The organism is Bradyrhizobium sp. USDA 4474 (assembly GCF_054057515.1).
In genome coordinates this window covers 3128362-3151387 of record NZ_JBSRZJ010000002.1, presented here as the reverse complement: position 1 = coordinate 3151387, position 23026 = coordinate 3128362, and the positions used below count along the sequence as shown (strand labels likewise).

Sequence of the window (23026 nt, the reverse complement as noted above, 5' to 3'; positions counted from 1 at the left end):
CTGTCAGGGATTACCTCTATGACGACGCGGCGGTTGGTCCAATGGTGGTTCAGGATCGTGATGTCAGGGCGATTTCTCGATCGCTTCCTGCGCCTGCCACATGCGCCCGAATAGGGTGCAGGAGAATCAGGTTGCCCCGAGCAATTTGCGAAATGCCGCCGCGCCGTCCTGCACCGCGTCGCGGCCCTTCCAGGCCAGATAGCTCAGCTTGCCGCCCAGCGTGTCCGGGCTGCGCAGCCGCCGCGAGCCGAGGATATGACCGACATTGGCGGGGAAGCGGCTGACCTCGGCCGAAACCAGCGCTGCGATCGCGTCCATCAATTGTTGAAGCCGGACGCCCCATTCGCTCTGCTCGATGCCGTCGATGCGAAGCTTGAGCGAATGCTCGGCGTCGTAGATTTCGGTGAGCAGGTCGCGCGCGACGAGGAAGCGGTTGTGGCGGAGCGCGACCCGCAGCGCGAGGCGCTTGTCGTCGAGCCGGTCGAGCACCATGGGAATGACGCAAGCATAGGGCGTGGCGGCGATGTCGGCGGCATTCTTGCTCGCGGCCGCCTTGGTCGCAAGGTATGCGAGTTGCCAGAATGTTTTCAGGCGCCTCGCCACCAGCGCCAGCGCAAACGGCAGTGCATCGGGATGCGCTTTCTTGAAGGCGTCGAGCTGCGCCGTGATCTGGCTGACCTGGCCGTCGTCGAACTTCGCGATCGTCTCGGGCAGCTTGTCATTGAACTTCGACAGTGCCTCGCCGGCGCGCAGCACCCGCTGCATCTTCTTCACGTCGTCGAAGGCGGTACGCGATGCCGTATATTGCGTGAGCTTGCTCCGCGCGAACTCGGCGCTCTCCGCAGAGGCGAGCGTGTTCTCGAGCACCTTGAGCACCTTGATCTGAAAGGCTGTCGCGATCTTCTGCACTTCCTTGGGATTGTTGGCCGTGACCTGGTCATTGATCGCCTTGACATAGTCGCGTGCCATGGTCGGCAGCAGGTCGCGGCAAATCCACTCCCAGATCGGCGTGAGCGTGTTCCGCGAGATCCGTCCCGCATTGGCGTGCTCGGGCGCGCCGTCGATCAGCAGCAGCTCGAGGGGTGCAAAGAAGTAGCGCGAAGGATTGGTGGCGCGCGCCTGGACCGAACCGTCCTTGCGGAACTCCGCGCGCAGCTTGGCCTGAACCCCGGCCGAGCCCGGCATGTCGATGCCGCACAGTTCGAGCCGCTCGAGCTCGCTCAGCAGGCAACTGCGCGACAGCGGCGTCAGCTTCTGCAGGAACTCCGAAAGCTCGTCGATCTCGTCCATGGCACGCTCTCGCAACGTTTCCAGCAGGCCACCGGCCCAATGCATGGACGCATTTGCGCGCTCACAATTGTGACACAGAGAAGCAAGTCCCCGTTAATTTATCCGTAAAATCTGGGGGCGCCGGGCGTGTTGCGGGAGAGATCGTTAAGAAAACCTTCAGCGGCCCTGCATATGATCTAGGCGGCTTGTCAACCGTTGCATGGTCCCGCGGGCCAGGCAAAAGCATAAATTGTGCCGGGGTCGATTGTTTCGCGCCAGATTGGCAAACTAGCCGTAGTCTTACGGAGCAAAAAGTTAACCACAGATCGCCCCGGGTTCCGCTACAGGAGCCGCATGGGGTCACATAACGATACGGCCACTGATTCGCGGCCGGCGGGATGGTGCGAGAGAAGCGCTGCTCCGATCGAAGAGCTCGAATTCGTCCGCTTGAATGCTGCGCGCGCCGAGGCGGCCGACGAGATGGCCGTGGCTATCGCCCGTGAGCTCAATGGCCCTCTGACTGCGCTGCTGCTCTACATGGGCGAGATCAAGCATCATAGCGACCAGCTCGCGCCTGTTTCGGCCGACCGCGCCTATTTGCAGCAGGTTGTGGAGAACGCGTTGGCGCAGGACCGAGCGCGTCTGCGCTGTGGTCAAGCAGCTCGCCGGCTCGCACAAGGGCGCGTTGCCCACGGCGTCCACGACAGGGGATGCCGTGGTGAAGGCCGGCCGCGTGTTGGCGGCGCGCGAGACGGCCGGCTTGCCGGGCGTGTCGGGCAAGCGGCTGACCAAGCGGGAACGTGAAGTGCTGCGGCTGATCAGTGAGGGCTTTTCGAACAAGCAGGGCGCGCTGCGGATGCAGATCAGTCCGCGCACCTTCGAGAGCCATCGTGCCGAAGCGATGCGCAAGCTCGGCGCGCGCAACACCGCGGACCTCGTCCGTGCGGCGCTGTTGCATTCGCTCGAATGAACCGTGGTCCCGGGCCGCTTTAGAAATAATCGTCGGCGAAGGGACGCAGGCGCGAGGTCGGCCGCAGCACCTTCGGATCTTCCTTCGGCGTATTCGGGACAATGGTGATGGTCCAGCGCTGCGGGACGGTCGATTCCTGCTCCAGCACCGAGCGAACGAAGCCCGTGACCGTGGACTCACCTGCCTTCACCGTAGCCATCCGTCCGTTGAACTGGGCGATGCGGAAGCGACGGACCTCTTTCTGGTCCGCAGTCTCATAGGTGAACATGGAAACCCTCCTGGTTTCCGGCGACTATCGCCACCTATGATTAGTCATCCGTGAAAATCGCCAACCGTATAAGTACGGCGCGGCTGCCGCCGGAATGGTCAGTCCTGCGGTTCCTGCGCCATCGCGGTCGCAAACGCCGCATCCATCAGGTCAAGCAAATCGCCGAATTCGGTGTCGTCGAGCGCGTCGGCCGTGCTCTCGAGCCGCAGCGCCAGCGCGGCGAGGCGAAGGTAACCGAATGTCCTGGCCGTGCTCTTCAGTGAATGCGCCTCGCGCGCGATCCGGCCGTGATGCCGGCCGAGGGCCAGCGTGCGAAACAGCTCGAGCCGCGCGCTGGTCTCGCTCCAGAACACCGCGCGCACCTCACGGGCGCCGTCCTCGCCGATCTCGCGCACCAGCGCTTCGAAGGCGCCAGGCTCGCGCAGCGGTTCAGGCTCGCGCAGCGGTTCAGGCTCGGGCAAGGCTGCGGTGTCGAGCGCGGCTGGCCCGGGCGCGAATGCGGTGTCGATCATTGATGTCGAGGTCCCCGTTGTGTGCGCCGGCCTGCGCGGAGCGTAGGGGATGTCTATGCCGTTCAGATTTCAGTTCTGGTCGCGAGACGCACGGTGTTTGCTGGTCACATTAAGCAATTGCTTTACCATGCGCAGCCCTGCGTGCGCCGTCAGGGGCCGAGCAGCCGATCGTACTGGGCTTTGACCGCGGCGTAGCATTCGCATGCCGTCTCGCGCAGCCCGTCCAGATTGACAATCTGGATATGTCCGCGGCTGTAATGGATGAAGTTGGCTTGCTGCAAGGTATTGGCGACCAGCGACACGCTGTTGCGCCGCGCCCCGATCATCTGCGCCAGGGCCTCCTGCGTCAGCAGCAGCCGGTAGTCCCCCGACAAGTCGTGAATGTGCAATAGGCAGCGCGAGAGCCGCGACTCCACCGGGTGCGCCACGTTGCAGCCTGCGGTCTGCTGCACCTGCGCATAGACGGCGAGCCCGTGACGGACCAGTAGCGTCCGCAGGGTCGAGCTCTGTTCGGCGGCGACGCGAAGCCGGTCGAGATCTATCACCGAGGCGGCGCCGGCGACCAGCACCACCGCTGTGTTCAGCGCGGCTGCGTCGCCCATGGCCGAGAGTGCGCCGAGCAGGCTGTCGCGCCCGATCATGGCGACCTGCACATGCTCGCCCTTGGTGAGCTCCACGACGAGCGAGATCACGCCACGATGGGGGAAGTAGGCGCGTTTGAGCGTCTCGCCGGTCTCGACCAGCACGGTCTCTTGCGGCAGATCGACTGTGCGCAGGTGTGCACGGATCAGTTCATAATCATCTGTCGACAGCGCCGACAGGAAACGGTTCGAGGGCCGCACCATCGTTTCCAAAGCTGCCTCGCGGAAATGCATGTCCTGCCCAGCTGCAGGCTCCATCTTGTTGCCCGCTGGATAAGTTGGCAATCGCGGACAGGGCCGACAAATCAATCTTTTCGTCTATATGAGTTTTGGGCGTGCAGTCATTGATATGGGCAATCAATCGTAGATTGCACATCAGGGGCGCCTCCTCAGCAGGTGTGCCTGATGGGCCTTCACGGCGCCGTAGCAATCGCAGGAGGTCGCTTCGAGCGCGCGCAGATCCGTGATCTCGATCTGGCCCCGGCTGTAGCGGATAATTCCGGCCCGCTGAAGCGCATGTGCGACCAGCGAAACGGCATTGCGCCTGACGCCCATCATTTGCGCCAGGGTTTCCTGCGTTAGCGGAAGGGTTTCGCTATCGGACAAGTCCCGGGCACGCAGCAGCCATCGCGCCAGTCGCGCCTCGACCGGGTGCAGCGTGTTGCAAAGCAGGGATTGCTGCGCGTGGGCGAGCAAGGACTGCTCATGCCGGATCACCAGGCTGCGGAACGTCCCGCTGGCCGCAGCGACGGTTCGAAAGCTCGCGATTTCGAGCGCGGATGCCGTCCCGGGGAAAAGCACGACGGCGTCTGATGCCGCGATCCCGTCGGCGAGCGCAGCGCCGCCACCGACGATGCTGTCGCGGCCAAGCATCGCGACCTCGATGGTCTGTCCCTCCGACAGACCGACTGTGATCGAAATGGTTCCATCATGAGGAAAGTAGACGTGCCGAAGCGCCACGCCAGCTTCGCTCAAGACATTCTCCCTGACCAATTCAATTGCGACGAGATGAGGACGCAGCAGATCGAGGTCCGCGGCGCCGAGCGACTGCAGCAGCTGGTTAGGCGGTGGGCCGCTCGCGGTCATGGGGGATCAATCCAGCGCGTTCCATAAAGTATTGAAAATGATGTGCTCGGAATGCAGTTGCACGAAAACGAAGCCCAGTGTACTGGTTGTGGTGCTGTTCATATACCCGTTAGAGGGCAGACAGCCTGGCGTATTTGCGTTGGAAATAAGAACGGCGCGCTGATTGGCGGGTGTGTCCGGCGAACCGGTCCTGCGTCGCGACCGGGGGCATTGGCCAGGGCGCCTCATGAGCGGGCAGCCGACCGCAGATGTTGCATCCACTCTTCCGTCGGACATTCGCCGGTCCAGGGCACTTTGCCCGCCCGCCGATTCTTTTCAGCCGTCAGATATTGCTTCGTACCCTGGCGCGGCCCGGTCGCCCATCGCGCGTTCATTCCGTTCGCATGTCGCACCGGTCCGACCGCACATGCCGTCGTGACGATGTCCACGCAAGCTGGAGGAGAAAGGCGTGCGTCACGGTTCAATTGTTGAATCGCCGCTGATTGAGATGTGCGGCTATGCAGATCTGAATTCGCCCGCGCCGGACTTCCTGCGGATGGCGCCGGAGCTCGGCGCCGCGCGCTGCCTGCGCAAGCCGTTCACGCCGGATGCGCTGCTGACGGCGATCAGGGACTGTCTCGGCGAGTGCCATGCTGCCGCGTCGCGTATGGGTTAGCGCGTTGTTGTTCGCGACAATCGTACGGTAAGAATCCGTTTACCGCGAACGCCGATCTCGCGGATTTCATGGACACCTCGATAGAACCCCGAACAGCGATCCGAATGGCGCGTGATCTGATTCAGATCGCGCGGCCCGTGGATATCCCACGACATGGGCGGGATTTTTTCACCCCTGCCCCGATGCCGTTATGCCCGTGTTTACGTGTCGCGTTGCGCGGCCGACGCAGAAAACCGCAGCCCGATGCAGTCGAACTGCAAACTTCTCTTCAATATCCGTATTAGCACGGAGCATGAAATTAACGGGACCGTGAAATGGGTTGCCTAACGATCTAGGTGCGGACTTCCGCCGATTCCAGGCGCGGCGCAGGCGTCGAGGTCCAGCTCAGTAAGGCGTAACCATGGATGATCTGTTGCGGGAGTTTCTGACGGAGACCAGCGAGAGCCTGGACACCGTCGACAATCAGCTGGTGAAGTTCGAGCAGGAGCCGAACAACGCCAAGATCCTGGATAACATCTTCCGCCTGGTCCACACCATCAAGGGTACGTGCGGCTTCTTGGGTCTGCCGCGGCTTGAAGCGCTGGCGCATGCCGGCGAGACCCTGATGAGCAAATTCCGCGACGGCATGCCGGTGACGGGTGCGGCGGTGACGCTGATCCTGTCCTCGATCGACCGCATCAAGGAGATCCTCGCAGGTCTCGAGGCCACCGAAGCCGAGCCCGAAGGCAACGACCGCGATCTCATCGACAAGCTGGAAGCGATGGTCGAGCAGGGCATGGCCGCCATGTCGGCGCCGGCTTCGCCGATCGCGTCAGGCTCGGCGCAGCCGATGCCGGCCGCGGGCGCCGCGGCTGCCGTTGCCGTTGCCGACGCGCCGCCGCTGGTGCCGGAAGCACCAAGCGCTGCGCCGGCCAAGGAGATGACCACGGGCACGCTGATCGAGCAGACGCTGGAGCGCCCCTTGCGTCCGGGCGAAGTCTCGCTCGACGAGCTCGAGCGCGCCTTCCGCGAGACCGCGATCGAAGCGCCTGCGCCGGTTGCCGGGGCTGAAGCGAAGGCCGAGCCCGCTGCTGCAGCCCCGGCTGCCAGGGAAAAGGAAACCAGCAAGGAAATTGCAAAGCCGGTCAGGGAGAAGGCCGCGCCGAAGAAGTCGATGGCCGACGAGGTGGCTTCCGAAGGCGAGCGCATCGCCAACCAGTCGATCCGCGTCAACGTGGATACGCTGGAGCATCTGATGACCATGGTCTCCGAGCTGGTCTTGACCCGCAACCAGCTGCTGGAGATCTCGAGGCGCAACGAGGACACCGAGTTCAAGGTGCCGTTGCAGCGCCTCTCCAACGTCACCGCCGAGCTGCAGGAAGGCGTCATGAAGACGCGCATGCAGCCGATCGGCAATGCCTGGCAGAAGCTGCCCCGCATCGTGCGCGATCTCTCATCCGAACTCGGCAAGCAGATCGAGCTGGAGATGCACGGCGCCGACACCGAGCTCGACCGTCAGGTGCTCGACCTGATCAAGGACCCGCTCACCCACATGGTGCGCAACTCCGCCGATCACGGCCTGGAGACCCCCGCCGAGCGCACCGCGAACGGCAAGGGCGAGCAGGGCACCATCCGCCTCTCCGCCTATCACGAAGGCGGCCACATCATCATCTGCATCGCCGACAACGGCCGCGGCCTCAACACCGAGAAGATCAAGGCCAAGGCGATCTCCTCCGGTCTGGCCACCGAGGCCGAGCTCGAGAAGATGTCGGAAGCCCAGATCCACAAGTTCATCTTCGCGCCCGGCTTCTCCACCGCGGCCGCCATCACCTCGGTATCGGGGCGCGGCGTCGGCATGGACGTGGTCCGCACCAACATCGACCAGATCGGCGGCACCATCGACATCAAGTCGGTCGCCGGCGAGGGCTCGTCCGTCACCATCAAGATCCCGCTGACGCTGGCGATCGTCTCGGCCCTGATCGTGGAGGCCGCCGGTGACCGCTTTGCGATCCCGCAGCTCTCGGTGGTCGAGCTGGTGCGCGCCCGCGCCAACAGCGAGCACCGCATCGAGCGCATCAAGGACACCGCGGTGCTGCGGCTGCGCAACAAGCTGTTGCCGCTGATCCACCTGAAGAAGCTCTTGAAGATCGACGACGGCGCGGCGTCCGATCCCGAGAACGGCTTCATCGTGGTCACCCAGGTCGGCAGCCAGACCTTCGGCATCGTCGTCGACGGCGTGTTCCACACCGAGGAAATCGTGGTCAAGCCGATGTCGACGAAGCTGCGTCACATCGACATGTTCTCGGGCAACACCATCCTGGGCGATGGCGCGGTCATCATGATCATCGACCCCAACGGCATTGCCAAAGCGCTCGGCGCCGCCGGCTCCTCGGCCCACGACATGGGCGATGACAATGGCGCGCACCATATCGGCTCGGGCGAGCAGACCACTTCGCTGCTGGTGTTCCGCGCCGGCTCCAACCAGCCCAAGGCGGTCCCGCTCGGGCTCGTCACCCGCCTCGAAGAGCTCCCCGCCGACAAGATCGAGTTCAGCAACGGCCGCTACATGGTGCAGTACCGCGAGCAGCTGATGCCGCTCGTCTCCATGGACGGCGTCACCATCGCGAGCCAGGGCGCCCAGCCGATCCTGGTGTTCGCCGATGACGGCCGCTCCATGGGCCTCGTCGTCGACGAGATCATCGACATCGTCGAGGAACGCCTCAACATCGAGGTCGGCGGCTCGGCCAGCGGCATCCTCGGCTCGGCCGTGATCAAGGGCCAGGCCACCGAGGTGATCGATGTCGGCCACTTCCTGCCCATGGCGTTCGCCGACTGGTTCACCCGCAAGGAGATGAAGCCGTCGATGCATTCGCAGTCGGTGCTGCTGGTCGACGACAGCGCCTTCTTCCGCAACATGCTGGCGCCGGTGCTCAAGGCCGCCGGCTACCGTGTCCGCACCGCGCCGACCGCGCAGGAGGGCCTGGCCGCCCTGCGTGCGCAGAGCTTCGACGTGGTGCTGACCGACATCGAGATGCCCGACATGAACGGGTTCGAGTTCGCGGAAACGATCCGCTCCGACAGCAATCTGGGTGCGATGCCGATCATCGGCCTGTCCGCCCTGGTGTCGCCGGCGGCGATCGAGCGCGGCCGTCAGGCCGGCTTCCACGACTATGTCGCCAAGTTCGACCGTCCCGGTCTGATCGCGGCGCTGAAGGAGCAGACCGCGGGCGCCGCCGGTGCCTCCGAGCTGAGCCGGGCCGCGGCGTAACAGCATGATCCGGACAAGCGTGAAGCGGTTTTCCGAAGAGATCATGCTCAAACCAGAGAGCGGCGAGGGACCAGGGGAGACGGTATGAGCAAGAAGACCCAGATCGGCGAAGGCGCCATGGTCGAATACGTCACCGCGATGATCGGCGGCCAGCTGTTCGGCCTGCCGATCTCGCGCGTCCAGGACGTGTTCATGCCGGAGCGCGTCACCCGCGTTCCCCTGTCCTCGCACGAGATCGCAGGCGTTCTGAACCTGCGCGGCCGCATCGTCACCGTCATCGACATGCGCGCCCGTCTCGGCCTGCCCAGGGACGAGGACGGCAAGACGCCGATGGCGGTCGGTGTCGACCTGCGCGGCGAATCCTATGGACTCCTGATCGATCAGATCGGCGAGGTGCTGCGCCTGCCCGAGGATGGCAAGGAAGAGAACCCGGTCAACCTCGACCCCCGCATGGCCAAGCTCGCCGGCGGCGTTCACCGGCTCGAGGGACAGCTCATGGTCGTCCTCGACGTCGATCGCGTGCTCGAGCTCAAGACCGAAGTGCAAATGGCTGCCTGAATATTCACGAAACACATTTAAGCCGGAGATCCAAGATGAAGACCTGTTTGGTGGTTGACGATTCCAGCATCGTTCGCAAGGTCGCGCGCCGCATCGTGGAAGCGCTCGGCTTTCACGTCATTGAAGCGGAAGACGGCGTCGAAGCGCTGGTCCATTGCAAGAAGGCGATGCCGGAAGCGATCCTGCTCGACTGGAACATGCCCGTGATGGATGGCTTCCAGTTCCTGGGCACGCTTCGCCGCATGCCTGGCGGCGAAGACCCACGGGTGGTGTTCTGCACCACCGAGAACGGCATCGACCACATCACCAAGGCGATGGGCGGCGGCGCCAACGAGTACATCATGAAGCCGTTCGACAAGGAAATCGTGTTGGCGAAGTTCCAGGAAGTCGGGTTGGTCGCGCGCGAAGAAGAAACAGCCGCCTGAAAATACATCTGCCAGCAGCGTCAAGAGGTGTCCTGTGAACGCGCCCGATTATGAGTATCTGCGTAAATTGCTGAAGGAGCGCTCCGGTCTCGACCTGTCCGCGGACAAGCAATATCTGATCGAAAGCCGCCTGCTTCCGCTGGCGCGCAAGGCCGGGCTCTCCGGTATTCCCGAGCTCGTACAGAAGCTGCAAGGCGGTTCGAGTGCGCTGATCACCAGCGTGGTCGAAGCCATGACCACGAACGAGACCTTCTTCTTCCGCGACAAGGTCCCGTTCGACCATTTCCGCGACACCATTATGCCTGAGGTGCTCAAGGCCCGTGCCGGCCGCCGCAGCGTGCGGATCTGGTGTGCCGCAGGCTCGACCGGGCAGGAGCCCTATTCGCTGGCGATGACGCTGAAGGAGATGAGCGCGGCCCTGAGCGGCTGGCGCGTCGAGATCATCGCCACCGACCTCTCGCAGGAGGTGCTCGAGAAGGCCAAGTCCGGCGTCTACAGCCAGTTCGAGGTGCAGCGCGGCCTGCCGATCCAGATGCTGATGAAACATTTCAAGCAGACCGGAGAGACATGGCAGGTCAATCCCGAGCTGCGCGCCATGATCCAGCACCGGCAGCTCAATCTGCTCCAGGACTTCTCACACCTCGGTACGTTCGACGTGATCTTCTGCCGCAACGTGCTGATCTATTTCGACCAGGAGACCAAGATCAACACCTTCAACCGCCTTGCCCGGCAGATCGAGCCCGACGGCTTCCTGGTGCTCGGCGCAGCGGAGACCGTGGTCGGACTGACCGATACGTTCAAGCCGATTGCGGATCGCCGCGGCCTGTACAAGCCGAACGACGCGCGTGCGGTGGCGGCCAATGCTGCAGCGGCCCCGCGCATGGCGGCGATGGCAGGACGATAGGCATGGCCGAGGACGGCAAAGGCGTCGAGCGCGTCACGTTCAGTCGCGGCTATGATGTCTGCATCATGGCCATCGACGGCACGTGGCGGCGCGACTGTACGCTCAATGCGATTTCCGACAGCGACGCCATCCTCACGGTGGAGGGCTCCATTCAGGGGTTGAACCTGAAGGAGTTTTTCCTGCTGCTGTCATCCACCGGGCTTGCCTACCGCCGTTGCGAGCTCGTGCGCGTCAACGGCGCCGAGATGGACATCCAGTTCCTGCGTGGCAAGAACCGCAAGAAGCGTGGCGCTGCCGGCGACCATGATGCGGTGGCGTGATCGCCAGGGCGTCACACGCGACGCTTCCCGACGCGTTGCTTCACATTTTCTGAAAACATCGGAGCGAATTCCAAGGTCCGGCTTTACTCGGCCTAAGCGTGCACCGTGTATCGATTGACGGTCGCAATCTCAGGGTCCGGCCATGCCAAGAAGCTCTCTTTCCCCCATCTCCTCAAACCTGCCCGATGCCGCCGAGCGGCGCGCGCTTCAGCTCCTCGTGGTCGATGACGATGCCACGCAGCGCAGCCTGATCACGGTGGCCGCCAAGCAGGCGGGCCACGAGGTCACCGTCGCGCCCTCGGTCGCCGAAGCGATCGAAAAGCTGCGCGCCGCGCGCTTCGACTGCGTGACGCTCGATCTCCTGCTGGAGGATGGTGACGGCATCGACGTCCTGCGGGAGATGGCTGCGGCGAAATTCACGGGCTTCGTGATCGTGATCAGCGGCATGGACGGCAAGCGCCGCAGCGCCGCCCGCAGCTTTGCCCGCTCCGTCGGGATCGAGCTGCAGAGCCTGCCGAAGCCGCTGGATCTCGCCGCGCTGCGCATCAGCCTCGCCAATCTCGGCAAGACGGCGATGGGCCTGCCGACGATTCATACCTGGGGCGGCGTCGCCAGCGACGCGATCGTGGAGCGGCACCGCGCCTGAGGCGCGGAACTGCATGCAATCGGCTGCGGCAATTCAGCCGCGCTGATGCACAACTAGGGCGGATTGCCGGATTCCGACAGTTTTTGCAGGGCCTGGCGGAGCTCCGCCCGGCAGGTATTGAGGGCCGCGCTTGCCGCGGCATAACGGGGCGTGACGTCGTCGAGCACGACGATCTCGATGGAACCCAAGTCGGCGCCCAAGGTAGCGCTGTCGTCCTCCGAGTCCATATCATCATGGGTCATAGCAGCGTCGATCAGACGCATGCTGATGTCGATGCGTGCGATCAGGGAACGCAGTTCGGCAGCGATCAGCTGACGACTGTCGGTTTCGGCCATCGCAGCGAGCGGGGGTGTGCCGGCGTAATTTAGCATGGATATTCTCCGTCCCCCGCAATAAGGCACCTTGCCGCTACTTGTGCGTTAAGTTCATGTCCCGTACAAATGCGGGTGGGCCGAACCTGCGCCGAAAACCATGGATTGGGGCGCGGGCACGATCCTTGAATGCCAAATGGACTTGGCGGTCGCCTTGGCAAATGGACATGGCACATGGTCGAACAAACCTCCCGTGGTGAGATTTTCGTGGTCGACGACGACCCGGCTGTTCGCGACACCCTGTCGATGGTGTTGAAGGCGGCGGGCTATGAGGTGATCTGTTTCGCGGACGGCGCAGCACTGCTTTCCGTCGCGCGCAGCCGCACACCGGCCGCGGTCCTGCTCGACGTGAACATTCCCGGAAAGTCCGGCCTCGACATTCTCAAGGAGCTGCACGGCGAGGACTATCCGGCTCCGATCTTCATGATCTCCGGCCAGGGTGACATTGCGATGGCGGTGGGCGCGATCAAGAGCGGCGCGCTCGATTTCATCGAGAAGCCGTTTCGCGGCAGTGAGATCGTCGGCCGTCTGGATGAAGCCATCGGCGCCTATGCACGCAGGCAGTCGGAGAGCGCCTCGCCCAAATTCGGCTCGCTGCATTTCCCCGGGCGTGAGCCGCTGACCCGTCGGGAGCGCGAGGTGCTCGAGCAATTCGCTGCCGGTGCTTCCAACAAGGAAGCCGGCCGCACCCTCGGCATCAGCCCGCGCACGATCGAGGATCACCGCGCCAACATCATGAAGAAGCTCGGCGCCCGCAATGCCGCCGACCTGATCCGGATCGTGATGACGGCGGCCCAGCGCGCGTCGTAGCTCCATCCGGGCTACTGTCGTTCACTCGAGCCGGCGCCGACGTCAACTGCTCAGCGCTTTGCGGATGATCCGCGCCAGATCCGACTTGCGATAAGGCTTCGCCAGCAGCAGCACACCCGAATCCAGCCGGCCGTGGTGGATGATCGCGTTCTCGGTATAGCCTGATGTGTAGACCACCCTCAGGTCGGGCCGCGTCTTCAACACCTCGTCGGCGAGCTGCCGTCCGTTCATCTTGCCCGGCATGATGACGTCGGTGAACAGCAGATCGAACGGCTTGCCGCTCGCAACGATCGTGAGCGCGTCGGCGGCATTGGCTGCCTGCAAGGTGACGTAACCGAGCGAGTGCAGCTGGGCGAGCACATATTCCCGAACCAGGCGGTCGTCCTCGACCACGAGGATGGTCTCGTGCCCACCCTCGACCGTCGTCGCCGGGACGCCGTCATTGACCGCCGTCGGCGTCTTGCCCGGCGGCAGATACATCTTGATCGTGGTGCCGTGGCCTTCCTCGCTGTAGATCTTGATGTGCCCCGCGGACTGCTTGATGAAGCCGTAGACCATCGAGAGCCCGAGCCCGGTGCCCTTGCCCGGGCCTTTCGAGGTGAAGAAGGGATCGAACACGCGCGCCAGCATGTGGGATGGAATGCCGGTGCCGGTGTCGCTCACCGCGATCATCATGTATTGGCCGGGCCGCACGTCGTTCACGCTGGCATAGATCTCGTCGAGATAGGCAGCGCCGGTCTCCACGATCAGCTTGCCGCCGGCAGGCATCGCGTCGCGCGCATTGAGGGCGAGGTTGAGGATCGCCGTGGTGAGCTGGTTCGGGTCGACGATCGCGACGCAGCTCTCGTCCTCGAACACGGATTCGATCTGGATCTGCTCGCCCAGCGTCGGCCGCAACAGTCTTGCGGTGTCGATGATCAGCGAATTGACGTCGATCTCGCGCGGCTGAAGCGGTTGCTTGCGCGCGAAGGCGAGCAGATGCTGGGTCAGCTCGGCGCCGCGCCCGGCCGCCTCGTCGATCATTTTCGTGATCGCGGCCAGCCGCGGATCCTTGGCGACGGCATCGGCCAGGATCTCGATGGTCCCGGTGATGACGGTGAGGATGTTGTTGAAATCATGCGCCACGCCGCCGGTGAGCTGGCCCACCGCCTCCATCTTCTCGGCATGGCGGATGCGCTCCTCGGACGCGATCTTGTCGGTGAGGTCGCGGTAGAACACGTTGAACAGAATGCCCTCGCGGCGCTGCAGCGCAGTGACGCTCAGCTCGGCCCTGAATTCCTTGCCGTCGCGGCGGCGGACCATGAGTTCGCGGCGGCGGTTGAGCGTCTGCTCTTCCGCGGAATCGAGGAACCGGGCGAGGCCGGTCTCGACCCTTTCGCGCTCGCTCTCCGCGACGATCAGGTCGACCGCGTTCCTGCCGAGCGCCTCGTCGCGCCGCCAGCCGAACAGCTCCTCGGCCCGCGAGCTCCAGTTCAGGATGGTGCTGCGATCGTCGGTCTGGACGAAGGCGTCGAGCGCGGTCTCGACGATGTTACGGGCAAGCTGCTCGCTGTCACGCAAGGATTCGGCCGCGAGCCTGGCCTCGGTCATGTCGCGCCCGACGAAGAAGAAGCGCTTGGCTTGATCCGACCAATTGCCGAGCCAGGAGAGCCAGACCTCGCGCCCGTCCTTGTGGAAGACCCGGGTGTCGGCCAGCTTCGGGTGTCCGCCGTGCCGGAGCGCGCGCATCTCCGCGCGGGATCGATCGAGGTGGTCGGGGTGAATGAAATCGACGCCGGTATGCCCGATCATCTCGTCGGGCCGGTAGCCGAGAATGGTCTCGCAGCTCGGGTTGATCTGCACGATCTCGCCGTGCGAGTTCGTGATCATGATCAGGTCCTGCGAGGTATCGAACAGCTGCCGCCGTTCCTCGAGGGTCTGTTGCAGCGCCCGCTCGGCCCGCCGCGCCTCGGTCAGGCTGCGCGCCGAGCCCGAGACGCCGACGATCTCGCCTGACGGTCCCCTGATCGGGGACAGGCTGAGAGAGATCTCGACCGGAGTTCCGTCCTTGCGCAGGCGCACCGTCTCGAAGCGTTCGATCGGCTCGCCCCGGGCAATCCTCCGCAGGTAGTCCTTGCCTTGTTCCCGGCGGTCGGCCGGGACGATGATCGCGGTGGACTTTCCGATCGCCTCATCCGCCGTATAGAAATAGAGGCGTTCGGCGGCGGGATTCCAGCCGGTGATGATGGCATCGAGCGACTGCATCACAATCGCATCGTCCGATGACTCGACCGCGGCGCTGAACAGGCGCTCGCGCGCTTCGTGATGGATTCGCGCGGCCTCGGTTCGGCGATGCTCCTCGATCTCGCGTTCGAGCGCGGCCGTCTTGGCCCGCATCTCTTCGACCATTCGGGCAAAGGCCCGCGCCAGCACACCGGTCTCACCGCCGGCATCGACGGGGATGTCGGCGGCCCGCCCCCTGCCGATCGCCTCCACCGCGGCGGTCAGGCGCCCGATCGGGCTGGTCAATGAGCGCGCCAGCAACACGGCGAGCGAAGCTGCGGCAAGGACGGCCAGCACGCCGACAACCAGGGAGGTTTTCTGGACCGCCGCCGGCACGCGGTTGAACACCGGCGGAGGCACCCTCTCGATGACTGCGATCCATTCCTTGCCTGCGAGCAAGGTCGGCGCGATCGCCGCTCCGCTCGGCTTGCCCGACGGGTCGGTCATCAGTTCCGTGGCTCCATCCAGCGTGCCGGCCCGGGCTGCGAAAAACGGAAAATCGTGCCGCCAGTCGGTCGGATGGCCGCGCAACGAGCCGAACTCCTGCGCGCGGTCGGGATGAACGAGATAGTCGCCGCGCGCATTCACGACGAAAATTTCGCTCCCGGCCCCTGCCGTCGAGCGCACCCGGTCGAGTGCGGGCCGCATGTCGATATTGGCTATGATGATGCCGAACGGCTTGCCGTCGGGCGTGAACAGGGGGATCGCGACCCGCAATGTCGGAATGTGGAGATCCGTGGTGCCGCCCTGGCGGCTGGCAAGATCGACGGACGAGACATAGATCTCGCCCGGCGGCAGCCGGATCGTGTCTTGGAAATAGGCTCGCTCGCTCTTGCGCTCCAGTTCGCCGTTGGGGACGATCCGCGCCGTTCCATTGGGACCGGAGCGATCGACGCGGACCAACTCGCGCTGATCGTCGTCAATGCCGATGATGCGAAACTGCCCGTAGCCGGGTTTGGCGTCGATCTCGGCCGCGAGCCGCTCTGCGATGCGCTCGCGCCAGGTTTGCTCCGAAACGCCGTCGAGAGCATCGATGCCGCCTCCGATATGGGCGCGGATCAGGCCGTTGATCGCGGCGGCGGAGCGATAGCCGAGCAGATCGCCGCGCGCTCCGGCGACGTAGGATTCGAGATTGCTTGCCAGCAGCCGCGATTGGGCTTCGACGCGTTCCAGGACCCGCGGGATGACGGCCTGGGTGGCATTGCGATAGCTCAACCAGCCGACGGCGGCCACGGTCACCGCCACCAGCAGGATCATCGCGATGGCGAGCCGGGTTGCGAGCGTCAGGGGAATATTGGCGTCGCCCCCGGAATTGCGGCGCCCATTCCGGCCTGGAACGGAACGAACGTCCTTGTCATCGGCCGCCGGTGCTGACATCGGCCCCCTCCGACTCGCCTGCCTTCAGGCAGCGGTCGACCGCCGCAAACAGCGCATCCACCCGGAACGGCTTCTGCAAGCTCGTGACCGCGCCGAGCTTGGTCGCCATCTTCAGGAAATTCGGCTCGGCATAGCTATCCGGCGTGATCGATCGGCCGGATATGACGACGATCGGTATTTTCGGCTGCAGTCCCTGGATGTGCCGCATGGTTTCCAGCCCGTCCATGCCTGGCATGAAGATGTCGAGCAACAGCAAATCGAACTGGCTGCCTTCGAACAGAGCAAGGGCCTTGCGACCGTCGCCGGCGACCGTGACGTGGTGGCCGGCCCGCTCCAGCAGCATCCGGATCGTCCGCTGAACGGACGGGTCGTCATCCACGATCAGGATGTTGGCCACGTTAAACCTCCGGGATGGCGATGTGCCCCTCGACCCAAATCAAAGCTCCCGACTATGAAAGTCTTGCGCGGATCGTGCCCGCCCTGCAAGCACTTCGCGGCCGGCGGCACGGACAGGCTCGATCTTGCGTCGCGCTGGTGCCTATGCACCTCTACGTGCATAGCAGGGGCCCGCTCCGCCGCCCCCGGGGGTGCCTTGCGAGGGGTAGATGGCCTGTGAGAAGAGCAGGTCAGATTTTCCGAGGGACGAGGATCATGATCAAGAAGAAAACACCCGACCAGTTCCGCAGCGCGCGCTGGTTTGCGCCCGACGATCTCCGCTCGTTCGGCCACCGCTCCCGCGCCATGCAGATGGGCTACGCCCCGGAGGAGTGGAAGGACCGGCCCTGCATCGCGATCATCAACACCTGGTCCGACGCGCAGCCGTGCCACATGCACTTCAAGTCGCGCGTCGACGACGTCAAGCGCGGCATCCTGATGGCCGGCGGCCTGCCGGTGGAATTGCCGGCGCTGTCGCTGTCGGAATCGCTGCTGAAGCCGACCACGATGCTCTATCGCAATCTCCTTGCAATGGAAGCCGAGGAGCTGCTGCGCAGCCATCCCGTCGACGGCGTGGTGCTGATGGGCGGCTGCGACAAGACCACGCCCGCGCTGCTGCTGGGCGCAACCTCGATGAACATCCCGGCGATCTATCTGCCGGCGGGACCGATGCTGCGCGGCAATTGGAAGGGCAAGACGCTCGGCTCCGGCTCCGATGGGTGGAAATATTGGGACGAGCGACGTGCCGGAAAGATCTCCGACAAGGACTGGCTCGACATTGAAGCCGGCATCGCCCGCAGCTATGGCACCTGCATGACCATGGGCACGGCCTCGACCATGACCGCGATCGCGGAAGCGATCGGCATGACGCTGCCGGGCGCCTCCTCGATTCCGGCCGCCGACGCCAATCATATCCGCATGGCCTCGGAATGCGGCCGCCGCATCGTCGAGATGGTGTGGGAGGACCTGACGCCGAAGACGATCCAGACCCGGAAAGCCTTCGAGAACGCGATCGCGGTCGCGATGGCGATGGGCTGCTCGACCAACGCGATCATCCATCTGATCGCGCAGGCCCGCCGCGCCGGACAGGACATCGGGCTCGACGATTTCGAGATCGCGAGCCGCAAGGTGCCTGTGATCGCCAATGTGCGTCCGAGCGGCGATGCTTATTTGATGGAAGACTTCTTCTATGCCGGCGGCCTGCCGGCGCTGATGGGAGAGATCAAGGACCATCTGCACCTCGACTGCATCACGGTAACCGGCAAGACCCTTGGCGAGAACATCGAGGGCGCCGAGGTGCACAATGCCGATGTGATCCGCTCCGTCGGCAATCCCATCTACAAGGAGGGCGCGCTCGCGGTGCTCAAGGGCAATCTCGCGCCCGATGGCTGCGTCATCAAGCCCTCCGCCTGTGCGCCACGCTTCCTCAAGCACACCGGACCCGCGCTGGTGTTCGACGACTATCCGTCGATGAAGAAGGCGGTCGACGATCCCAACCTCGATGTCACCGAGGACCACATCCTCATCCTGCGCAATGCCGGACCGCAGGGCGGTCCCGGCATGCCGGAATGGGGCATGCTGCCGATTCCGACCAAACTCGTGAAGCAGGGCGTGCGCGACATGGTGCGCATCTCCGATGCGCGCATGAGCGGTACCAGCTACGGCGCCTGTATCCTGCACGTCTCGCCGGAGTCCTATATCGGCGGCCCGCTGGCGCTGGTGCAGAACGGCGACCGCATCACGCTCGACGTCGCCGCCCGCACCATCGATCTCGACGTCCCCGAGGCTGAACTGGAAAAACGCCGCGCCGCCTGGAAGCAGCCCGAGCGCCGCTTCGAGCGCGGCTACGGCTGGATGTTCACAAAACACATCAAGCAGGCCAATGACGGCTGCGACTTCGATTTCCTCGAGACCGATTTCGGCGCGCCTGTCGGCGAGCCGTCCATTTACTGAGGGACGCACATGTCAAAGCTTTCCGAAGCCACCCGTACCAAGCTCAAATCCGTCTCCACCGCCACCGTCGCCACCGCGCTGTTCAAGCGCGGCTTGCGCATCCAGATGATCCAGGATGTGCATCCCGTCGGGCCGGACAAGCCGACTATGGTCGGTGAGGCCTTCACGCTGCGCTACATGCCGGCGCGCGAGGATCTCAACACCATCGACGTCTTCAGGGATCGTTCCCATCCGCAGCGCAAGGCTGTCGAGGATTGTCCCGCGGGCGCGGTGCTGGTGATGGACAGCCGCAAGGACGCGCGCGCGGCCTCGGCCGGCGCGATCCTGGTGACGCGCTTGATGAAGCGCGGTGTCGCCGGCGTCGTCACCGATGGCGGATTTCGCGATTCCGCCGAGATCGCCAAGCTCGGCATTCCCGCCTACCACCATCGCCCCTCGGCGCCGACCAATCTCACGCTGCACCAGGCGATCGAGATCAACGTTCCCATCGGTTGCGGCGATGCGCCGGTGTTTCCCGGTGACGTCATTCTGGGCGATGCCGACGGCGTCATCGTGATCCCAGCCCATCTCGCCGATGAGATCGCCAACGAAACCTTCGAGATGACCGCGTTCGAGGATTTCGTCACCGAGGAAGTAGGCCGAGGCCGCGGCATCTTCGGCCTCTATCCCGCGACGGATCCGCAGACACTCACCGACTTCGCGGAATGGCGGAAGAGGAACGGCCGCTAAGTTGAGCGCAGCGTCGTCCTGACGAAAGCCGGGACGACGCTGGGGCTATACCCCAGCCTCCGCCATCCCCGTTGCCCACAGTGCAAATGCGTAAACGATCGCGACTTCATCGAGCCGGTCGAAGCGTCCCGAGGCGCCGCCGTGGCCGGCGCCCATGTTGGTGCGCAACAGCACCGGACCGCCGCCGGTCATGGTCGCGCGCAGCCGCGCGATCCATTTGGCGGGCTCCCAATAGGTGACGCGCGGATCGGTCAGCCCGCCCATCGCCAGAATCGCCGGATAGTCCTTCGCCGCGACATTGTCGTAGGGCGAGTAGGACAGGATGGTGCGGAAATCCGTCTCGCTCTCGATCGGGTTGCCCCATTCGGGCCATTCCGGCGGCGTCAGCGGCAGCGTGTCGTCGAGCATGGTGTTGAGCACGTCGACGAACGGCACTTCGGCGACGATGCCTGCGAACAGTTCACCGGCACGGTTGGCCACCGCGCCCATCAGCATGCCGCCGGCCGAGCCGCCATGGCCGACGATGCGTTTGGCGCGCGTGTATTTCGCATCGATCAGCGCGCGGGCGCTGGCGGCGAAATCGTCGAACGAGTTGGTCTTCTTCTCGCGTTTGCCGTCGAGATACCAGCCCCAGCCCTTGTCGGCCCCGCCGCGGATATGGGCGATGGCATAGACAAAGCCGCGGTCGACCAGCGAAAGGCGGTTGGCGCTGAAGGAGGCCGGCATCGCCACGCCGTAGGAGCCATAGCCGTAAAGCAGAAGCGGCGCCGCGCCGTCGAGCTCGAGGCCGCGGCGATACAGGATCGACACCGGCACCTCGGCGCCGTCTTGCGCTTTCGCCATGATGCGGGTGGTGACGTAATCGGCGGCGTTGTGGCCGGACGGAATCTCCTGGCGCTTGCGCAAGCTGCGCGTGCGCGTGACCATGTCGTAGTCATAGACTTCCGACGGCGTCGTCATCGACGAGTAAGAGAAGCGCAAATTCGTCGTGTCGAATTCGTAGGAGCCCATCGTATCGAGCGAATAGGCGGCCTCGTCGAAGGCGATCGCGTGCTCCTCTTTGGTCGCGAGATCGCGGATCACGATCGACGGCAATGCATTGGCGCGCTCCAGCCGCACCAGATGGCCGGCATAGAGATCGAGGTCGATGATGTAGATGCCCGGGCGATACGGGATCAGGTCGCGCCAGTTCTTGCGCTCGGGTGACGAAAGCGGCGCGGTGACGATCTTGAAGTCGATGGCATCCTCGGCATTGGTGAGGATGAACAGCTCCTCGCCGCGGTCGGCCAGCGAGTATTGCACGCCTTCCTCGCGTGCGGCGACGAGGCGCGGCGGCGCCTCGGGATGCGCGAGATCGATCAGCCGCTGCTCCGACGTCTCGTGGTCGCCACCGGCGATCACGCAGAAACGACCACTGGTGCTCTCGTGCAGATGGGTGAACCAGCCGGAATCCTGCTCTTCGTAGACCAGCGCGTCGTCGGCCTGCCGGGTGCCGAGCCTGTGCCGCCACACCTGCATGGGGCGGTGATTGTCGTCGAGCTTCACATAGAAGAAAGACTTCGCATCCGAGGCCCAGACCACGCCGCCATCGGTCTCTTCGACGACATCGTCGAGATCGTTGCCGCTTGCCCAGTCGCGCACGCGGATGGTGAAATACTCCGAGCCCTTGGTGTCGGCGCTCCAGGCCTGCAGCTTGTGATCGTTCGAGTGGCGGCTGCCGCCGAACTTGAAATATTTGTGGTCTTTTGCCAGCGCATCGCCGTCGAGCACGATATGCTCAACGCCGCCATGCCGCGGCATGCGGCCGAACAGCTCGTGCTGACCGCCCTCGCGAAACCGGCGGAAGTAGGCGAACGGTCCGTCCGGCGACGGCACGCTGGAATCGTCCTCCTTGATGCGACCGCGCATCTCGCGCACCAACGTCTTTTGCAGGCTTGCGGTGTGGCCGAGCAGGCTCTCGGTGTAGCCGTTCTCCTCATCCAGATATTTGCGGATATCGGGATCGAGCACCGCGGGGTTACGCAGCACGTCCTGCCATTTCGCGTCCTTCAGCCACGCGTAATCGTCGATCACGGTGAGGCCGTGACGGGTGAACGAATGCGGCCGGCGCGGGGCGACGGGAACGGTCGGGGTTGTGCTGGCGGATTTGGGCAAATCGATCCTCGTGTCAGGGGGCGTGTCTTGCCCCTATATCAGATCGAACGCAGGGAATTTAAAGAAGTGCCAAGGGTGCCGGCCGTTGGCTCCCTCGCCCCGCGCGCGGGGAGAGGGTGGGGTGAGGGGGAGTCTCCACGGGGGAGGCGAGAGTTGCACTCGCGGAGAGTCCCTCTCACCCGGAATCCGCGCTTGGCGCGCGCATTCCGGCCTCTCCCGCAAGCGGGGAGAGGCGAAGAAAACGCTACACCGCCACCTGCTCGCCGAGATACGCCACCGCAGCCTCGAGGCCGCGCTTGCCGTGCGGGATCTTCAGCGCGTTGAGGCCGACTTCGATGACGCCGAGCGTGCCGAGCAGCATCGGCGCGTTGACATGGCCCATGTGAGCGATGCGGAAGGCTTGTCCCGAGAGATCGCCGATGCCGGTGCCGAGCACGACGCCGCACTTTTCCTTGCAATAGCGCTGCAGCACCGCGGGATCGTGGCCACTGGTCATGGTTACCGTGGTCACGGTGTTGGAGCGCTCATGCGGCTCGGCAACGTTGAAGCCGAGCACCTGGCCCTCCGACCATGCGCCGACCGCGCGGCGCGTGGCCTCGCCGAGCAAGGCGTGGCGGCGGAACGCGTTCTCCAGGCCTTCCTCGTGCAGGAGGTCGAGCGCCTGGCGCAGCGCGAACAACAGATGCACCGGTGCTGTGCCGGCATATTTGCGATAATGCTCGGCGCCTTCGCGCTCGCTCCAGCTCCAATAGGGCGTCGCCATGTTCGCGCTCCTGTGCGCGTCCAACGCGCGCTCGTTGGCGGAGACGAAGCCGAGGCCGGGCGGTGTCATCAGGCCCTTCTGCGAGCCGGACATGGCGACGTCGACACCCCATTTGTCCATCTCGAACGGTATGCAGCCGAGCGAAGCCACGGTGTCGACCATGTAGAGCGCGGGATGATTGGCCGCCTTGATCGCCTTGCCGATCGCCTCGATGTCGTTCTGCACGCCCGAGGCCGTGTCGATCTGGACGACGACGACGGCCTTGATCCTGTGCTCGGTGTCGCGGCGCAGCCGCTCCTCGACTTCATGCGGTCGTACCGCGCGGCGCCAGTCGCCCTTGAGCACCTCGACCTCGGCGCCCATCAGCGACGCCGCATTGCCCCAGCCGATCGCGAAGCGACCGCTCTCCAGCACCAGCACCTTGTCGCCGCGCGACAGCACGTTGCTCAGCGCCGCTTCCCAGGCGCCATGGCCGTTGGCGATGTAGATGTAGGATTTTCCCTTGGTCGCAAACAGTTTCGAGATGTCCCGGAGCAGGCTCTCGGTCAGGTCGGTCATCTGCTTGGAGTAGATGTCGATCCCGGGACGATGCATCGCCTGCAGCACCGCGTCGGGCATCGTGGTGGGCCCGGGGATGGCCAGAAATTCCCGGCCCGCGCGAACGGTCATTG

19 protein-coding genes and 2 pseudogenes are annotated in these 23026 nt (G+C 64.5%); 11 read left to right on the top strand and 10 right to left on the bottom strand.

The annotated features are described in order from the left end of the window. Positions 1 to 126 precede the first annotated feature (126 nt). Positions 127 to 1290 carry a hypothetical protein gene (locus ACVW16_RS16750; protein ID WP_456736916.1) on the bottom strand — a complete coding sequence of 388 codons (1164 nt, stop codon included), beginning with the start codon at positions 1288 to 1290 and terminating at the stop codon, positions 127 to 129. Positions 1291 to 1623: 333 nt separating this feature from the next. On the opposite strand from ACVW16_RS16750, the pseudogene ACVW16_RS16745 reads away from it, so the two are divergent. Next, a pseudogene (locus ACVW16_RS16745) lies at positions 1624 to 2239 on the top strand (LuxR C-terminal-related transcriptional regulator). Between the two features lie 19 nt (positions 2240 to 2258). On the opposite strand, the gene ACVW16_RS16740 reads toward ACVW16_RS16745, so the two are convergent. The 4 genes from ACVW16_RS16740 to ACVW16_RS16725 all read right to left on the bottom strand — a co-directional run bounded on the left by ACVW16_RS16740 (position 2259) and on the right by ACVW16_RS16725 (position 4746). Continuing rightward, on the bottom strand, positions 2259 to 2507 hold the full coding sequence (locus ACVW16_RS16740) for a hypothetical protein (protein WP_456700261.1): 249 nt from the start codon (positions 2505 to 2507) through the stop codon (positions 2259 to 2261). Positions 2508 to 2605: 98 nt separating this feature from the next. After that, positions 2606 to 3019: an Hpt domain-containing protein gene (locus tag ACVW16_RS16735; protein WP_456700260.1), complete on the bottom strand. Its 414-nt coding sequence runs from the start codon at positions 3017 to 3019 to the stop codon at positions 2606 to 2608. 149 nt (positions 3020 to 3168) lie between these two features. Continuing rightward, a complete protein-coding gene (locus tag ACVW16_RS16730) occupies positions 3169 to 3864 on the bottom strand; it encodes a Crp/Fnr family transcriptional regulator (protein ID WP_456705109.1) in 696 nt (231 codons plus the stop codon). A 171-nt stretch (positions 3865 to 4035) separates the two neighbouring features. After that, positions 4036 to 4746 (bottom strand): Crp/Fnr family transcriptional regulator, encoded by a 711-nt coding sequence (locus ACVW16_RS16725; protein ID WP_456700259.1) that lies wholly within the window; start codon positions 4744 to 4746, stop codon positions 4036 to 4038. Between the two features lie 472 nt (positions 4747 to 5218). On the opposite strand from ACVW16_RS16725, the pseudogene ACVW16_RS16720 reads away from it, so the two are divergent. The 7 genes and pseudogenes from ACVW16_RS16720 to ACVW16_RS16690 form a co-directional block, all read left to right on the top strand. Then, positions 5219 to 5401 (top strand): annotated as a pseudogene (locus tag ACVW16_RS16720) (response regulator); the annotation flags it as partial. A gap of 400 nt (positions 5402 to 5801) precedes the next feature. Then, positions 5802 to 8648, top strand: a complete 2847-nt coding sequence (locus tag ACVW16_RS16715) for a hybrid sensor histidine kinase/response regulator (RefSeq protein ID WP_456749048.1) — start codon at positions 5802 to 5804, stop codon at positions 8646 to 8648. Between the two features lie 84 nt (positions 8649 to 8732). After that, the gene (locus tag ACVW16_RS16710) at positions 8733 to 9206 is read left to right on the top strand and encodes a chemotaxis protein CheW (protein WP_456736919.1); all 474 of its coding nucleotides are present in this window, start codon (positions 8733 to 8735) and stop codon (positions 9204 to 9206) included. Between the two features lie 35 nt (positions 9207 to 9241). After that, positions 9242 to 9631 (top strand): response regulator, encoded by a 390-nt coding sequence (locus tag ACVW16_RS16705; RefSeq protein ID WP_092239913.1) that lies wholly within the window; start codon positions 9242 to 9244, stop codon positions 9629 to 9631. A gap of 34 nt (positions 9632 to 9665) precedes the next feature. After that, complete coding sequence (locus tag ACVW16_RS16700; RefSeq protein ID WP_456736920.1) at positions 9666 to 10535, top strand: CheR family methyltransferase; 870 nt, start codon at positions 9666 to 9668, stop codon at positions 10533 to 10535. A gap of 2 nt (positions 10536 to 10537) precedes the next feature. Further along, entirely contained in the window at positions 10538 to 10855 is a 318-nt protein-coding gene (locus ACVW16_RS16695; RefSeq protein WP_456700255.1) for a PilZ domain-containing protein, read from the top strand. Positions 10856 to 10997: 142 nt separating this feature from the next. Further along, positions 10998 to 11501: a response regulator gene (locus tag ACVW16_RS16690; protein ID WP_456700254.1), complete on the top strand. Its 504-nt coding sequence runs from the start codon at positions 10998 to 11000 to the stop codon at positions 11499 to 11501. Positions 11502 to 11554: 53 nt separating this feature from the next. On the opposite strand, the gene ACVW16_RS16685 is transcribed toward ACVW16_RS16690, so the two are convergent. Next, positions 11555 to 11872: a hypothetical protein gene (locus tag ACVW16_RS16685; protein ID WP_456736921.1), complete on the bottom strand. Its 318-nt coding sequence runs from the start codon at positions 11870 to 11872 to the stop codon at positions 11555 to 11557. Between the two features lie 174 nt (positions 11873 to 12046). Between ACVW16_RS16685 and ACVW16_RS16680 the strand changes: the two genes are divergently transcribed. Next, positions 12047 to 12682, top strand: a complete 636-nt coding sequence (locus ACVW16_RS16680; protein WP_092239918.1) for a response regulator transcription factor — start codon at positions 12047 to 12049, stop codon at positions 12680 to 12682. Between the two features lie 42 nt (positions 12683 to 12724). Here ACVW16_RS16680 and ACVW16_RS16675 read toward each other — a convergent pair whose 3' ends face one another. Together ACVW16_RS16675 and ACVW16_RS16670 are read right to left on the bottom strand one after the other, a co-directional pair. Further along, a complete protein-coding gene (locus ACVW16_RS16675; RefSeq protein WP_456736922.1) occupies positions 12725 to 16321 on the bottom strand; it encodes a PAS domain S-box protein in 3597 nt (1198 codons plus the stop codon). Next, the gene (locus tag ACVW16_RS16670) at positions 16299 to 16718 is read right to left on the bottom strand and encodes a response regulator (protein WP_456736923.1); all 420 of its coding nucleotides are present in this window, start codon (positions 16716 to 16718) and stop codon (positions 16299 to 16301) included. Before ACVW16_RS16670 ends, ACVW16_RS16675 begins: the two co-directional genes overlap by 23 nt. Before the next feature lie 254 nt (positions 16719 to 16972). On the opposite strand from ACVW16_RS16670, the gene araD reads away from it, so the two are divergent. Together araD and ACVW16_RS16660 are read left to right on the top strand one after the other, a co-directional pair. Further along, complete coding sequence (gene araD, locus ACVW16_RS16665) at positions 16973 to 18709, top strand: L-arabinonate dehydratase (protein WP_456700250.1); 1737 nt, start codon at positions 16973 to 16975, stop codon at positions 18707 to 18709. 9 nt (positions 18710 to 18718) lie between these two features. Next, positions 18719 to 19438, top strand: coding sequence for a ribonuclease activity regulator RraA (locus ACVW16_RS16660; RefSeq protein WP_456700249.1), 720 nt, complete (start codon positions 18719 to 18721; stop codon positions 19436 to 19438). 45 nt (positions 19439 to 19483) lie between these two features. On the opposite strand, the gene ACVW16_RS16655 is transcribed toward ACVW16_RS16660, so the two are convergent. Further along, positions 19484 to 21592 (bottom strand): S9 family peptidase, encoded by a 2109-nt coding sequence (locus tag ACVW16_RS16655; protein WP_456736924.1) that lies wholly within the window; start codon positions 21590 to 21592, stop codon positions 19484 to 19486. A 244-nt stretch (positions 21593 to 21836) separates the two neighbouring features. Next, positions 21837 to 23024 carry a pyridoxal-phosphate-dependent aminotransferase family protein gene (locus ACVW16_RS16650; protein WP_456700247.1) on the bottom strand — a complete coding sequence of 396 codons (1188 nt, stop codon included), beginning with the start codon at positions 23022 to 23024 and terminating at the stop codon, positions 21837 to 21839. Between the last annotated feature and the right edge of the window lie 2 nt (positions 23025 to 23026).